General features: G+C 64.9%; 16 protein-coding genes. 3 read left to right on the top strand and 13 right to left on the bottom strand.

All coding sequences use genetic code 11. The features are described from left to right. Positions 1-79: 79 nt before the first annotated feature. A complete protein-coding gene (locus JHD77_RS21315) occupies positions 80-526 on the top strand; it encodes a YhcB family protein (RefSeq protein WP_003094304.1) in 447 nt (148 codons plus the stop codon). 73 nt (positions 527-599) lie between these two features. On the opposite strand, the gene cysN is transcribed toward JHD77_RS21315, so the two are convergent. Both cysN and cysD read right to left on the bottom strand, forming a co-directional pair. Then, positions 600-2,501, bottom strand: coding sequence for a sulfate adenylyltransferase subunit CysN (gene cysN, locus JHD77_RS21310; protein ID WP_017148523.1), 1,902 nt, complete (start codon positions 2,499-2,501; stop codon positions 600-602). Between the two features lie 11 nt (positions 2,502-2,512). Then, on the bottom strand, positions 2,513-3,430 hold the full coding sequence (gene cysD, locus JHD77_RS21305) for a sulfate adenylyltransferase subunit CysD (RefSeq protein WP_003094311.1): 918 nt from the start codon (positions 3,428-3,430) through the stop codon (positions 2,513-2,515). Positions 3,431-3,773: 343 nt separating this feature from the next. Between cysD and mltB the strand changes: the two genes are divergently transcribed. Next, positions 3,774-4,877 carry a lytic murein transglycosylase B gene (gene mltB, locus JHD77_RS21300; protein ID WP_003116214.1) on the top strand — a complete coding sequence of 368 codons (1,104 nt, stop codon included), beginning with the start codon at positions 3,774-3,776 and terminating at the stop codon, positions 4,875-4,877. On the opposite strand, the gene JHD77_RS21295 is transcribed toward mltB, so the two are convergent. Continuing rightward, on the bottom strand, positions 4,864-5,622 hold the full coding sequence (locus JHD77_RS21295) for a Nif3-like dinuclear metal center hexameric protein (protein WP_003094318.1): 759 nt from the start codon (positions 5,620-5,622) through the stop codon (positions 4,864-4,866). The two genes, mltB and JHD77_RS21295, sit on opposite strands and share 14 nt — an antisense overlap. 116 nt (positions 5,623-5,738) lie before the next feature. Here JHD77_RS21295 and algW point away from each other — a divergent pair, with 116 nt between their 5' ends. After that, complete coding sequence (gene algW, locus JHD77_RS21290) at positions 5,739-6,908, top strand: Do family serine endopeptidase AlgW (RefSeq protein ID WP_003098831.1); 1,170 nt, start codon at positions 5,739-5,741, stop codon at positions 6,906-6,908. Between the two features lie 42 nt (positions 6,909-6,950). On the opposite strand, the gene hisC is transcribed toward algW, so the two are convergent. The 10 genes from hisC to JHD77_RS21240 all read right to left on the bottom strand — a co-directional run bounded on the left by hisC (position 6,951) and on the right by JHD77_RS21240 (position 14,796). Continuing rightward, positions 6,951-8,006: a histidinol-phosphate transaminase gene (gene hisC / locus JHD77_RS21285; RefSeq protein WP_003098833.1), complete on the bottom strand. Its 1,056-nt coding sequence runs from the start codon at positions 8,004-8,006 to the stop codon at positions 6,951-6,953. Positions 8,007-8,008: 2 nt separating this feature from the next. Then, positions 8,009-9,331, bottom strand: a complete 1,323-nt coding sequence (hisD, locus tag JHD77_RS21280; RefSeq protein ID WP_003094326.1) for a histidinol dehydrogenase — start codon at positions 9,329-9,331, stop codon at positions 8,009-8,011. A gap of 125 nt (positions 9,332-9,456) precedes the next feature. Beyond that, positions 9,457-10,092, bottom strand: coding sequence for an ATP phosphoribosyltransferase (hisG, locus tag JHD77_RS21275; protein WP_003098837.1), 636 nt, complete (start codon positions 10,090-10,092; stop codon positions 9,457-9,459). 17 nt (positions 10,093-10,109) lie between these two features. Then, entirely contained in the window at positions 10,110-11,375 is a 1,266-nt protein-coding gene (gene murA / locus JHD77_RS21270) for a UDP-N-acetylglucosamine 1-carboxyvinyltransferase (protein WP_003094332.1), read from the bottom strand. Between the two features lie 20 nt (positions 11,376-11,395). Continuing rightward, positions 11,396-11,635, bottom strand: coding sequence for a BolA family protein (locus tag JHD77_RS21265; protein ID WP_003094334.1), 240 nt, complete (start codon positions 11,633-11,635; stop codon positions 11,396-11,398). A gap of 116 nt (positions 11,636-11,751) precedes the next feature. After that, positions 11,752-12,060, bottom strand: coding sequence for an STAS domain-containing protein (locus JHD77_RS21260; protein ID WP_003162785.1), 309 nt, complete (start codon positions 12,058-12,060; stop codon positions 11,752-11,754). Continuing rightward, entirely contained in the window at positions 12,057-12,704 is a 648-nt protein-coding gene (locus tag JHD77_RS21255; protein ID WP_003094337.1) for an MlaC/ttg2D family ABC transporter substrate-binding protein, read from the bottom strand. The genes JHD77_RS21260 and JHD77_RS21255 overlap by 4 nt, the downstream gene beginning before the upstream one ends. Positions 12,705-12,715: 11 nt before the next feature. Then, positions 12,716-13,189: an outer membrane lipid asymmetry maintenance protein MlaD gene (mlaD, locus tag JHD77_RS21250; RefSeq protein ID WP_003094339.1), complete on the bottom strand. Its 474-nt coding sequence runs from the start codon at positions 13,187-13,189 to the stop codon at positions 12,716-12,718. Next, positions 13,190-13,987 (bottom strand): lipid asymmetry maintenance ABC transporter permease subunit MlaE, encoded by a 798-nt coding sequence (mlaE, locus tag JHD77_RS21245; protein WP_003094341.1) that lies wholly within the window; start codon positions 13,985-13,987, stop codon positions 13,190-13,192. Next, positions 13,987-14,796, bottom strand: a complete 810-nt coding sequence (locus JHD77_RS21240) for an ATP-binding cassette domain-containing protein (protein WP_003094343.1) — start codon at positions 14,794-14,796, stop codon at positions 13,987-13,989. The genes mlaE and JHD77_RS21240 overlap by 1 nt, the downstream gene beginning before the upstream one ends. Between the last annotated feature and the right edge of the window lie 87 nt (positions 14,797-14,883).

The raw sequence follows: 14,883 nt of genomic DNA, 5'->3' as shown, positions 1-14,883 counted from the left end.
CTTACTCGCGTGCCGTGGTATACAGCTCGGACTCAAGCCGTTAACGTAAAGCAAAGCCGTCTATAGAGGAAGGATTCGCGTGGAACAGTCGCTCACCGCCTGGCTGCTGCCGGCCCTCGCCCTGGTCGCCGGGGTCGCCATCGGTTTTCTGATCGCCCGCCTGCTGCCCAACGCCGCGCCGAACAAGGTGCAACGCCAGATGGACGACCTGCAGGACCGCTTCGACAGCTATCAGCGCGAAGTCGTGACCCATTTCAACACCACCGCCAGCCTCGTGAAGAAGCTGACCCAGAGCTACCAGGACGTGCAGGAGCACCTCTCCGACGGCGCCCAGCGCCTGGCCCTGGACGAACAGACCCGCCAGCGCCTGCTGGCTGCGCTGCATGCCGACGAGGCCTATCCGGCCGAGCGCCGCGAGCGCCTGACTCCGCCGGCCTCCGGCGAAGTGCCGAAGGACTATGCGCCGAAAAGCCCGGACAGCCCCGGCACCCTCGACGCCACCTACGGCCTGAAAGGCAAGTACTGACGCGCTGCGCGAACCTGCCGACGCCCATGAAAAAGCCCCGCATCTGCGGGGCTTTTTCATGGCTGCGAGACGATCAGATCGCCTGGCGCTCGCGCAACAGGTCGAGCACCTGCTTCACGCCGTCCTCGACGCTCAGCGCCTGGGTATCGATCACCAGGTCGGCATCCAGCGGCACGTCGTAGGGGAAGGACTCGCCGGGGATATTGTCCTCGCCCGCCGCATACAGCCCCTGTGGATCGCGTTCGCGGCAAACCTGCGGCGACGCCTGCACATAGACGGTGATCAGGCGCTCGGCGCCGATCAGCGCCCTGGCCTGCTCGCGCCCTTCCGCGCTCGGCGCGACGAAGGCGCAGAGGCTGATCAACCCGGCCTCGTTGAACTGCTTGGCAACATGGGCGGTGCGCAGCCAGTTCTCGGTGCGTCCGGCGCGGTCCTGCGGCAACCCCTTGTTCAGGTCGTGGCGCAGGTTCTGCCCGTCCAGCACGTAGACCGCGCGGCCCATATCGAACAGCTTGCGCTCCACGGCGTAGGCCAGGGTGCTCTTGCCGGCGCCGGAGAGGCCGCTGAACAGTACGGTCGCCGGCTGCTGGCCGAAGCGGCCGGCACGCTCCTCGCGCGTCACATGGGCATTCGAACCGTGATGAGCGCTGCTGCCATGGGCCGCCGGCGGAGCGGAGATGATCATGCCGGCGCCAACGGTGCCGTTGGTCAGGCGATCGATGACGATGAAGGCGCCGGTGGTGCGGTTCTGCTCATAGCCATCGAGCGCGATGGGCGCGTCCAGGCTGACCTTGACCCTGGCGATCTCGTTCAGCTTCAGCTCGCTGCCCGGGGTCCGCTCCAGGGTGTTCACGTCCACCTTGTGGACGATGCTCGGAATCGAACCCGGCACATAGCTGGTAGCGCGCTTGATATCGTACTTCTTGCCCGGAAGCATCGGCTCCTCGGCCATCCACACCAGCATGGCATCGAAGCCGTCGGTGACCAGCGGGCGATTGTCGGCATGCACCAGCATGTCGCCGCGGGAAACGTCGATCTCGTCTTCCAGGGTCAGGGTGACGGCCTGGCCGGGACCGGCCTGCTCCAGTTCGCCCTCGAAGGTGACGATGGATTTCACCTTGCTGCCCTTGCCCGACGGCAATGCCACCACTTCGTCGCCCTTGCGCACCACGCCGCTGGCCAGGGTGCCGGCGAAACCGCGGAAGTTCAGGTTCGGCCGGTTCACGTACTGCACCGGGAAGCGCATGTCATCGAGGTTGCGGTCGGCGGCGATCTCGACGGTTTCGAGGATTTCCATCAGCGACTGGCCGGCGTACCAGGGCGAACGCTCGGACTTGTTGACCACGTTGTCGCCCTTGAGCGCCGACATCGGCACGAAGTACAGCGAACTGGTCTTCAGACCGATCTTCTCGGCAAAGGCCAGGTAGTCGGCCTTGATCTGTTCGAAGACACCCTGGTCGAAGCCCTTCAGGTCCATCTTGTTGATGGCGACCACGATATGCCGGATACCCAGCAGGGACGCGATGAAACTGTGCCGGCGGGTCTGGGTCTGCACACCGTAGCGGGCATCGATCAGGATGATCGCCAGGTCGCAGGTCGAGGCACCGGTAGCCATGTTGCGGGTGTACTGCTCATGGCCGGGCGTGTCGGCGATGATGAACTTGCGCTTGGCGGTGCTGAAGTAGCGGTACGCCACATCGATAGTGATGCCCTGCTCGCGCTCGGCCTGCAGGCCATCGACCAGCAGCGCCAGGTCGACGTCGTCGCCCGTGGTGCCGACTTTCTTCGAGTCGCGGGTGATGGCCTCGAGGTGATCCTCGTAGATCATCTTGGAGTCGTGCAGCAGGCGCCCGATCAGGGTGCTCTTGCCGTCATCGACGTTGCCGCAGGTAAGGAAGCGCAGCAGTTCCTTGCGTTCGTGCTGCCCCAGGTAGGCGAGGATGTCCTCGCTGATCAGATCGGATTGATGAGACATGCTGCGTATCCTCAGAAATAGCCCTGACGTTTCTTTTCTTCCATCGAACCGGCCTGGTCATGGTCGATGACCCGACCCTGGCGTTCGGAAGTACGCGTCAGGAGCATTTCCTGGATGATTTCCGGCAGCGTGGTGGCGCTGGACTCGACCGCGCCGGTGAGCGGGTAGCAGCCGAGGGTACGGAAGCGCACCATGCGCTTCTCGATGCGGGCTTTCTCTTCGTCAGAGAGATGCTCGAGGATGCGCTCGTCGTCGATCATGATCAGCGTGCCGTTCTTCTCGATAACCTCGCGCTCGGCGGCGAAGTACAGCGGGACGATCGGAATGCCTTCCAGGTAGATGTATTGCCAGATGTCCAGCTCGGTCCAGTTGGACAGCGGGAAGACGCGGATCGACTCGCCCTTCTTCACCTTGCCGTTGTAGATGTTCCACAACTCGGGACGCTGGTTCTTCGGGTCCCAGCGGTGCTTGCTGTCGCGGAACGAATAGACCCGTTCCTTGGCCCGCGACTTCTCCTCGTCGCGGCGCGCGCCGCCGAAGGCAGCGTCGAAACCGTACTTGTCCAGGGCCTGCTTGAGTCCCTCGGTCTTCATCACGTCGGTGTGCTTGGCGCTGCCGTGGGTGAACGGGTTGATGCCCTGGGCGACGCCGTCCGGGTTGACGTGGGTGATCAGGTCCAAGCCCATTTCCTCGACCATCCGATCGCGGAACCTGTACATCTCCTGGAATTTCCAGCGGGTGTCCACGTGCATCACCGGGAAGGGCAGCTTGCCGGGGAAGAAGGCCTTGCGGGCCAAGTGCAGCATGACCGCGGAATCCTTGCCGATCGAGTACAGCATCACCGGGTTATCGAACTCGGCGGCCACCTCGCGGATGATGTGGATGCTTTCCGCCTCCAGCTGTTTCAGGTGCGTCAGTTTGTCGACCATGGCTACTCACGGAATTGCTTATGGACGGCCGTCGGGCCGTAGACGAACGCGCACTCTATCACAGCGCAAGGCTCTAAAAGATTCGCCATTTATACCGAAAAAATATACCCATATAGCCATCAGCGCTCAGCCTCGCAGCCGGCGAAAACACTGGCGTCGAGAGGTTTTCCAGGGGCGTTTCGCAGACCGGGCGGACAAAGCTGAGACGGCATCGTCCCGGACCGGACAAAGCCGTCGCCGCGACAGCGAGCAGACGGTCCGCCCCCTTTCGGCGGCTCGACTTGTACGCCGGCGGCACTGCGCTAGCATAGCGGGCATCGTCATTCCGCCAAGAAGCCCCCAGATGCGCCGTACCGCCCTCGCCCTGCCCCTGTTCCTTCTGGTCTCAGCATGCAGCAGCGAACCGACGCCACCACCGAAACCCGCCGCCAAACCCCAGGCTCGCACCGTCATTTCACCCCGCCCCGTACGCCAGTCGGTGCAACCGATACTGCCGCTGCGCGGCGATTACGCGAACAATCCGGCGGCACAGCGCTTCATCGACAGGATGGTCAGCCAGCACGGCTTCAACCGCCAGCAACTGCACGACCTGTTCGCCCAGACCCAGCGCCTGGACTGGGTGATCCGCCTGATGGACCGGCAAGCCCCGACCTATACCCCACCCAGCGGACCGAACGGCGCCTGGCTGCGCTACCGGAAGAAGTTCGTCACGCCAGGCAACGTACAGAACGGCGTGCTGTTCTGGGACCAATACGAAACCGACCTGCAACGGGCATCGCGCGTCTACGGCGTGCCGCCGGAGATCATCGTCGGCATCATCGGCGTGGAAACCCGCTGGGGGCGTGTGATGGGCAAGACGCGGATCATCGATGCGCTGTCCACCCTGTCCTTCTCCTACCCTCGCCGCGCGGAATTCTTCAGCGGCGAACTGGAGCAATTCCTCCTCCAGGCGCGCAAGGAAGGCACCGACCCGCTGGCCCTGCGCGGTTCCTATGCCGGCGCCATGGGCTACGGCCAGTTCATGCCGTCTTCATTCACCAAGTACGCGGTGGACTTCGATGGCGATGGGCATATCGACCTGTGGAATCCGCGTGACGCCATCGGCAGCGTCGCCAACTATTTCAAGCAGCACGGCTGGGTCAGCGGCGATCGCGTGGCGGTTCCCGCCAGTGGCCGGGCTCCCTCGCTGGAAGATGGCTTCAAGACGCTGTACCCGCTGGACGTGCTCGCTTCCGCCGGATTACGCCCGCAGGGTCCGCTCGGCGGCCACCGGCAAGCCAGCCTGCTGCGCCTAGACATGGGCAGGAACTACCAGTACTGGTACGGCCTGCCGAACTTCTACGTGATCACCCGCTACAACCACAGCACCCACTACGCGATGGCCGTCTGGGAACTGGGCAAGGAAGTCGACCGGGTGCGTCACCGCTCCGTCGTCAGGCAGGATTAGGACAGTCGATGAACAAGTGCTCGATGGCGAAGCGCTTGCCCAGGTAGTCGCCCAGCGCCTGTACCCCGTAGCGCTCGGTGGCATGGTGTCCGGCGGCGATGAAGCTGATGCCGTTCTCCCGCGCGCTGTGCACGGTCTGCTCGGAAACCTCGCCGGTCAGGTAGGCATCGACGCCAGCGGCGATCGCCTGGTCGATATAGCCCTGGGCGCCGCCGGTGCACCAGGCGATGCGCCGGATCGGCTGACCGGCATCGACCAGCAGCGGCTCACGCCCCAGCGCATCGCGCACATGCCGAGCGAAATCGGCAGGCTGCATCGGCTCGGCAAGCGAACCGAGGAGGACGATGGAACGCGGGTTGCCCGGCTCCAACGGCCCTTCCACTTCGAAGCCGAGCTGCCGGGCGAGCTGCACGTTGTTGCCCACCTCCGGATGCAGATCCAGCGGCAGGTGGTAAGCGAGCAGACTGATATCGTTGTTCAGCAGGGTCTTCAGGCGCCGTTGCTTCATGCCGACCACGCAGGGGTTCTCACCCTTCCAGAAGTAACCGTGATGCACCAGCACCACGTCGGCGTCGGCCTCCACGGCGGCATCCAGCAGCGCCTGGCTGGCAGTGACCCCGCTGACGATCCGCCGCACCTGCGGCCGGCCTTCGACCTGCAGGCCGTTCGGGCAGTAGTCCTGGATGCGCGCGGCATCCAGATAACGGTCGGCCTCTTCGACCAGGGTGCTCAGGGCGATAGCCATGCAAATTCCTCTTCATTCAGGCAGGGCGCGCCGCTCCTCTAATGGACGGCTTCCCCCTATAATGGGCGCCACCTTATCGGCCGCTTTTCGGCCTCGCAACCCCAAGGATTTTCCCGATGCCCAAGGCCCTGCGTTTCCTCGGCTGGCCCGTGCTGGTCGGCGTGCTGCTGGCCCTGCTGATCATCCAGCACAACCCCGAGCTGGTCGGCCTGCCACGCCAGGAGGTGCACGTCGAGCAGGCGCCTCTGCTCAGCCGCCTGCAGGAAGGCCCGGTGTCCTATGCCAACGCGGTGAGTCGAGCGGCTCCGGCAGTGGCCAACCTGTACACCACCAAGATGGTCAGCAAGCCCTCCCACCCCCTGTTCGACGACCCGATGTTCCGCCGCTTCTTCGGCGACAACCTGCCGCAACAGAAGCGCATGGAGTCGAGCCTCGGCTCGGCGGTGATCATGAGCGCGGAAGGCTACCTGCTGACCAACAACCACGTGACCGCTGGCGCCGACCAGATCATCGTGGCCTTGCGCGACGGCCGCGAAACCATCGCCCAGTTGGTCGGCAGCGACCCGGAAACCGACCTGGCCGTGCTGAAGATCGACCTTAAGAACCTGCCGGCGATGACCCTCGGCCGCTCCGACGGCATTCGCACCGGCGACGTCTGCCTCGCCATCGGCAACCCGTTCGGCGTCGGCCAGACCGTGACCATGGGCATCATCAGCGCCACCGGACGCAACCAGCTCGGCCTGAACACCTACGAAGACTTCATCCAGACCGACGCGGCGATCAACCCCGGCAACTCCGGCGGCGCGCTGGTGGACGCTGCCGGCAACCTGATCGGCATCAACACGGCGATCTTCTCCAAGTCCGGCGGCTCCCAGGGTATCGGCTTCGCCATCCCGACCAAGCTGGCCCTGGAGGTCATGCAGTCGATCATCGAGCACGGCCAGGTGATCCGCGGCTGGCTCGGCGTCGAGGTCAAGGCGCTGACCCCGGAACTGGCGGAGTCGCTGGGCCTCGGCGAAACCGCCGGGATCGTCGTCGCCGGCGTCTATCGCGACGGTCCGGCGGCACGCGGCGGCCTGCTGCCGGGCGATGTGATCCTGACCATCGACAAGCAGGAAGCCAGCGACGGCCGCCGCTCGATGAACCAGGTGGCGCGCACCCGTCCGGGACAGAAGATCAGCATCGTGGTGCTGCGCAACGGACAGAAGGTCAACCTGACCGCCGAGGTCGGCCTGCGTCCGCCGCCGGCACCGGCTCCACAGCAGAAACAGGACGGCGGCGAGTGATCCCCGCCATTGAAAACGGCGCCCTCGGGCGCCGTTTTCGTATCACTTGAGGAAGTGCAGGGCGTCCAGTAGCGCCTGGTTCTGCTCCGGACTGCCGATGGTGATACGCAGGAACTGGTCGATCCGCGCCTGCTTGAAATGGCGGACGATCACTCCCTGCTCGCGCAGGGTCGAGGCAATCTGCCCGGCATCGTGCCGCGGATGACGGGCGAAGACGAAGTTGGCGGCCGACGGTAGTACCTCGAAGCCCAGCGCCTGCAAAGAGGCGCTCAACGCCTCGCGGCTATCGATCACTGCCTGGCAGGTCCGACGGAAATAGGCGTCGTCCTCGAAAGCCGCCGCCGCGCCGGCGATCGCCAGGCGATCCAGCGGGTAGGAATTGAAGCTGTTCTTGATCCGCTCCAGCGCCTCGACCAGATCGGCATGGCCGACCGCCAGGCCGACCCGCAGGCCGGCCAGGGAGCGCGACTTGGACAGCGTCTGGGTGACCAGCAGGTTCGGGTAGCGATCGACCAGGGCGATGGCGCTCTCGCCGCCGAAGTCGACATAGGCCTCGTCGACTACCACCACCGAATCCGGCGACGCCTTCAGCATCGCTTCGATGGCGTCCAGCGGCAGCAGGCAGCCGGTCGGCGCGTTCGGATTGGGGAAGATGATTCCGCCGTTGGGCCGCGCGTAGTCTTCGACGCGGATGCGGAACCTTTCATCCAGCGCGATCTTCTCGTGCGCGATCCCGTACAGGCCGCAATAGACCGGATAGAAGCTGTAGGTCACGTCCGGAAACAGCAGCGGCAGGTCGTGTTGGAAGAGGCCATGGAAAATGTGCGCGAGCACCTCGTCGGAGCCGTTGCCGACGAACACCTGGTTGGCCTGTACGCCGTAGTGCGCGGCGACCGCCTGCTTCAACCGCTCGCCGTTGGGATCGGGATACAGGCGCAGGTCGTCGTTGAGTTCCGCCTGCATCGCGGCGAGCGCCTGTGGCGACGGACCGTAGGGATTCTCGTTGGTGTTCAGCTTGACCAGCCGCGACAGCTTCGGCTGCTCGCCCGGCACATAAGGCACCAGGTCCTTGACGAAGGGACTCCAGAATTTGCTCATGCTCAGGCCTCCTTCTCGTCGAGGATGCGGTATTCGGCACTACGCGCGTGGGCGGTCAACGACTCGCCGCGAGCCAGCACCGAGGCGGTACGACCGAGGACCGAAGCGCCCTCGGCCGAGCAGTTGATGATCGACGAACGCTTCTGGAAGTCATATACCCCCAGCGGCGAAGAGAAACGCGCGGTACCGGAGGTCGGCAGCACGTGGTTCGGGCCGGCGCAATAGTCGCCCAGGGCCTCGGCAGTGTAGCGGCCCATGAAGATCGCGCCGGCATGGCGGATCTCCGGCAGCCAGCTTTCCGGATCGGCCACCGACAGCTCCAGGTGTTCCGGGGCGATGCGGTTGGCGACCGCACAGGCCTGGGCCTGGTCGGCGACCTGGATCAGCGCGCCGCGCCCCTCCAGGGAGGTGCGGATGATCTCGGCGCGCTCCATGGTCGGCAGCAGGCGAGCGATGCTGTCCGCGACGCGGTCCAGGAACGCCGCGTCCGGACTGACCAGGATCGACTGGGCGTCTTCGTCGTGTTCGGCCTGGGAGAACAGGTCCATGGCGATCCAGTCGGGATCGGTCTGGCCGTCGCAGACCACGAGGATTTCCGAGGGACCGGCGATCATGTCGATGCCGACCTGGCCGAACACGTGACGCTTGGCGGTGGCCACGTAGATGTTGCCGGGGCCGACGATCTTGTCCACCCGCGGCACGCTTTCGGTGCCGTAGGCCAACGCGGCCACGGCCTGTGCCCCGCCGATGGTGAAGACACGGTCGACGCCGGCGATGCAGGCGGCGGCGAGGACGATCTCGTTGATCTCGCCGCGCGGGGTCGGTACGACCATGACCACTTCGGACACCCCGGCGACCTTGGCCGGGATCGCATTCATCAGCACCGAGGACGGGTAGGACGCCTTGCCGCCCGGCACATAGAGCCCGGCGCGGTCCAGCGGGGTGACCTGCTGGCCGAGCACCGTGCCGTCGGCCTCGGTGTAGCGCCAGGAACCCTGCTTCTGCTTCTCGTGGTAGCTGCGCACGCGCTCGGCGGCGACTTCCAGGGCTTCGCGCTGGGCTACGGTGATACGGGTGAGAGCCAGCTCCAGGCGCTCGCGCGGCAGGATCAGGTCGGCCATCGAGGCGGCCTGGAGACCGTCGAAGCGCTGGGTGAACTCGACCACGGCGGCGTCGCCACGGCTGCGTACGGCGGCGATTATGTCGAGGACGCGCTGGTTGACCGAATCGTCGGAGACACTTTCCCAGCTCAGCAGATGATCCAGATGACGCCCGAAGTCCGGATCAGCGGCATTGAGTCGACGGATAGCGAAGGGAGCGGTCATAGCGAGCCTCTTTTATGGATGGCGTTGTCTCGGGCGCCGCTAGACTACCAAGCCCACCGTGCGGGCACCCGAGAAAATTTGGCTATGACACGGATAGGCAGGTGCGGCGCGGAGCCGCACGGGTATCAGTGACGGTGTCGCGCCTCGACGGCGTCGCGCAGGGTATCGATCAGCGACTGGATGCGACCGTGCTGCATCTTCATCGAGGCCTTGTTCACCACCAGGCGCGAGCTGATCGTGGCGATCAGTTCCTGGGGCTCCAGGCCGTTGGCGCGCAGGGTATTGCCGGTATCCACGACGTCGATGATCTTGTCGGCGAGACCGACCAGCGGCGCCAGCTCCATCGAGCCGTACAGCTTGATCACGTCGACCTGGCGGCCCTGCTCGGCGTAGTAGCGCTTGGCGACATTGACGAACTTGGTGGCCACCCGCAGGCGTCCCTTGGGTTCAGGCGCGCCAATGGCGCCGGCGGTCATCAGCTTGCAGTTGGCGATACGCAGGTCCAGCGGTTCGTAGAGTCCCTGGCCGCCGTACTCCATCAGCACGTCCTTGCCGGCCACGCCGAGATCGGCGGCGCCATGCTCGACATAGGTCGGCACGTCGGTGGCGCGCACGATGAGCAGGCGCACATCGGACAGGGACGTCGGGATGATCAGCTTGCGGCTCTTGTCCGGGTTCTCCGACGGCACGATGCCCGCCGCTGCGAGCAGCGGCAGGGTATCGTCGAGAATCCGGCCCTTGGACAAGGCGATGGTCAGCATTTGCGCGACAGCCTCCGCTAGCCCGGTACGCGGCGGATCTTGGCGCCGAGCAGCTGGAGTTTCTCTTCGATGCACTCGTAGCCACGGTCGATGTGGTAGATGCGATCGATCAGGGTGTCGCCTTCGGCCACCAGGCCGGCGATCACTAGGCTCGCGGATGCGCGCAGGTCGGTCGCCATGACCGGAGCGCCCTTGAGCTTGGGTACGCCGGTGACGATGGCGGTGTTGCCTTCGACGAGGATTTGCGCGCCCATGCGGTTCATTTCGTAAACATGCATGAAGCGGTTCTCGAAGACCGTCTCGATGACCGCGCCGGTGCCTTCGGCAACCGCGTTCATGGAGATGAACTGGGCCTGCATGTCGGTGGGGAACGCCGGGTACGGCGCGGTACGCACGTTGACCGCCTTCGGCCGGTTGCCCTTCATGTCCAGCTCGATCCAGTTGCTGCCGGTGCTGATGTGGGCACCGGCCTCTTCCAGCTTCTGCAGGACCGCCTCGAGGATGGTCGGGTCGGTATCCTTCAGCTTCACCCGGCCACCGGTCGCGGCCGCGGCCACCAGGTAGGTGCCGGTCTCGATACGGTCGGGCAGTACGTCGTAGCGAGCACCGCCGAGGCGCTTCACGCCTTCGATGACGATGGTATCGGAGCCAGCGCCCTGGACGTTGGCGCCCATGGCGTTCAGGCAGTTGGCCAGGTCGACCACCTCCGGCTCGCGAGCGGCGTTCTGCAGCACGGTACGGCCGTTGGCCAGCGCGGCAGCCATCATCAGGTTCTCGGTGCCGGTCACGCTGACGGTATCGAAGAAGAAGTGACCGCCACGCAGGCCGCCGGCCGGCGCCTTGGCCTTGATGTAGCCGCCTTCGACCTCGATCTGCGCGCCCATGGCCTCGAGACCGCGGATATGCAGGTCGACCGGACGCGAACCGATCGCGCAACCGCCCGGCAGGGCCACTTCGGCCTCGCCGAAGCGCGCCAGCATCGGGCCCAGCACCAGGATCGAGGCACGCATGGTCTTCACCAGTTCGTACGGCGCGACCAGGGTCTTGATGCTGCTGGCATCGACTTCGACGTTGAGCTTCTCGTCGATGATCGGCTGCACGCCCATGCGGCCGAACAGTTCGATCATGGTGGTAATGTCGTGCAGGTGCGGCAGGTTGCAGACGGTGACCGGAGTATCGGCCAGCAGGGTCGCGGCCAGGATCGGCAGCGCCGAGTTCTTCGCGCCGGAAATGCGGATTTCGCCATCGAGGCGGTTACCGCCGGTAATAATCAGTTTATCCATTGCAATGATCCCCCGTGGGCTCAGGAACGCTCGGCCCAGGCGGCGCGGCTGAAGAATTTCATGGTGACGGCATGGATGCTGCCATCGGCGATCCAGGCGTTCAAATGGGCGTAGACCTGCTGCTGACGCTTGACCGGGCTCTGGCCGGCCAGTTCGTCGCTGATCAGATTCAGTTGGAAATTGCACCCTTCGCCCTCGACTTCCACCTGGGTGCCGGGGAGTTTTTCCTGGAGAAGGCTCTTAACGTCTTCGGCCTGCATGCTCAACCTCAATCGGGCGCCCTACGCGCACGGTCGGCCATCATACAAAAAAGCCCTCCGCCTGCGAACCCCAGGAAGGGACGCGCAGACGGAGGGCCGCTCGTTCCGCCGGCCGGTCATTCCTGCAAAGGCAGGATCTCCAGAAGGCTGCTGACCTTGGCAATCTCCCGCATGTCTTCCGGCAACGCCCTGACGCTCAGGACCTTGCCGGCCTTGCGTGCGTCGCGCATGAAGGCCAGCAACAGGGAAATGCCCACGCTGCTGGAGCGCTCCACCGCCGAGCAGTCGACGACCAGTTCCGCCGCCTGGCTGGCGCGGATCAGCCGACCGCCCTGCTCGCGCAACGCCGGCCCGCTGCTGTAGTCGAGCACGCCGGCGAGCTGCAGTTCGCCGGCCGCTCCTTCGCGCAGGCTGGCCTGGCTCATTTCGCCCCGGCCTCTTCCGCTTTCGCGGTTTCCTTGGCCTTGGCGACCACCTCGCCCCAGCCGGCGATGGTCTTCTCGAGGTCGTTGCGGTTCTTCTGCATGGTGTCGGCGAACTGGTCGCGGAACAGCTTGCCGATGTTGATGCCGTTGATGATCACGTTGCGGACCTTCCAGCCACCGGCCAGGTTGGTCATGGTGTAGGAGACCGGATAGACCGTGCCCTTGCTGTCACGGATCTCCATGTTGACGCTGGCGCGATCGTCGCTCGGCTTGGCCGAACTAGGCAGCACGCGGATGTCCTGGTTGTCGTATTCGAGCAGCGCGTTGCCGTAGAACTGCATCAGGCTGTTCTTGAACACTTCCTCGAAGCGCTTGATCTGCTCGGGTGAGGCCTGGCGCGAGTACTTGACGGTCATCACACTCTTGGCGATGCCTTCGGCATCGACCACCGGCCCAAGGATACGGTCGAGAGTGGCGTAGAGCTTTTGCGGATCGGCCTTGTAGGCGGCCTTGTTGGCCTTGATGTCGGAAAGCAGTTCGTCGACCGTGCCCTGCACCACCTGTTGCGGGGTCGGCGCCGCCATGGAAAGCAGCGGGAAAGCCGCCAGGAACACCAGCAGGCCGCGACGCAGAAGAGTCAGCATGGAAGAAAACCTCACTTTTTGGCTTCGTCTTTGTTAACCGAGTTCAGCAGGAACTTGCCGATCAGGTCTTCCAGCACCAGCGCCGACTGGGTGTCGTGGATGGTGCTGCCGTCCTTCAGAACGTCCTCGTCGCCGCCGACGCTGATGCCGATGTATTTCTCGCCCAGCAGGCCGGCGGTCAGGATCGACGCCGTGGAATCGACCGGCAGGTTGTTCACGTTCTGGTTGATCTCCATGGTCACGCGACCAGTGTAGCTGTCGCGATCCAGGTCGACCGCCGTCACCTTGCCGATCGTCACGCCGGCCAGGGTGACCTTGCCGCGCACGGTAACACCGGCGATGTTGTCGAAGTAGGCGTAGACCTTGTAGGTATCGCCGGCGTTGCCCACGCTCAGGCCGCTGACCCGCAGGGCCAGCAGCAACAGGGCCAGCAGGCCGGCCAGGAGGAACAGGCCGACACCGATTTCCAGGGTGCGGGTTTGCATTCAGAAATCTCCAAACATCAAAGCAGTCAGAATGAAGTCGAGCCCCAGCACCGCCAGGGAGGCATAGACCACGGTCCGGGTCGTCGCCCGGCTGATTCCTTCCGAGGTCGGCTCGCAGTCGTAGCCTTGGTAGACCGCGATCCAGGTCACCACGAAGGCGAATACGATACTTTTGATCACGCCGTTGAGCACATCCTCGGTGAACTGCACGCTGTTCTGCATGTTCGCCCAGAACGACCCCTCGTATACGCCCAGCCAGTCGACCGCGACCATCGCCCCACCCCAGATGCCGACCACGCTGAAGATCGCGGCGAGCAGCGGCATGGAGATGAAACCGGCCCACAGGCGCGGCGCGACGATGTACTTGAGCGGGTCGACACCGATCATTTCCAGGCTGGAAAGCTGTTCGGTGGCCTTCATGTTGCCGATTTCCGCGGTAAGCGCAGAGCCGGCACGGCCGGCGAACAGCAGGCCGGTCACCACCGGCCCCAGTTCGCGCAGCAGGGTCAGGGCCACCATCTGCCCGACCGCCTGCTCGGAACCATAGGAAATCAGGATGTTGTAGCCCTGCAGGGCCAGCACCATGCCAATGAACAGGCCCGAGACGACGATGATCGCCAGCGACAGCACGCCTACCGAGTAGAGTTGCTTCACCAGCAGGTGCAAACCGGTGCCTGGCGTGCGCCGGCCGAGCAGGGCGTGGCCGAGGAACAGGGTCGAGCGGCCGAGCGCGGCGACCACGTCCAGGCCGGCGCGGCCGAACAGGCGGATACGTTCGAGGGGAGAGACTCTACGCATCAGCGCTCTCCCAGCAGGTCGGCCCGGTAGTCGCGGGCCGGATAATGGAACGGAACGGGACCATCCGGGATTCCCTTGACGAACTGGCGGATACGAGGATCGTCGGTTTCCTTGAGGACGTCCGGCGTCCCGTGGCCAAGTACCCGGCCGTCGCCGACGATATAGATGTAGTCGGCGATGCTGGCGGTCTCGGCCAGGTCATGGGAAACCACGATGCTGGTGATGCCGAGGGCATCGTTGAGCAGGCGGATCAGGCGCACCAAGACGCCCATGGCGATCGGATCCTGCCCCACGAACGGCTCGTCGTAGAGCAGGATCTGCGGGTCCAGGGCGATCGCCCGGGCCAGGGCGACGCGGCGCTTCATGCCGCCGGAAAGCTCGTCCGGCATCAGTTCCACGGCGCCGCGCAGGCCGACGGCCTGAAGCTTCATCAGGACGATGTCGCGGATCATCTCTTCCGGCAGCTGGGTATGCACGCGCAGCGGAAACGCGACGTTCTCGAAGACGTCGAGATCGGTGAACAGCGCCCCGCTCTGGAACAGCACACCGAACTGCTTGCGCATGTCGAACAGGTCGCCGCGCGAAAGCTGCGGCAGGTTCTGCCCGTTGACCCAGACCTCCCCCTTCGAAGGACGCAACTGGGAGGCGATCAGCCGCAGCAACGTGGTCTTGCCGCAACCGGACGGGCCCATGATGCCGGTCACCTTTCCGCGCGGGATACGCACATCGATGTTGTCGAAAATCGCCCGCGATCCGCGCTTGAAGGTCAGGCCCTTCAACTCGACCGCGTAGGCACTATCGGTGCTCATCAGGACTCCTTGCGATGCGACCCGTCCATGCTGGACGCCTTGCCCCGTTGCAAAGGCACGCATCCCGGAGGGGTCGAATGGGCGCGG

Origin of the sequence: Pseudomonas sp. P20, from assembly GCF_016463925.1 — a bacterium.
GTDB classification, from domain to species: domain Bacteria; phylum Pseudomonadota; class Gammaproteobacteria; order Pseudomonadales; family Pseudomonadaceae; genus Pseudomonas; species Pseudomonas aeruginosa.
This window is presented reverse-complemented; position numbering and strand designations above follow the sequence as displayed.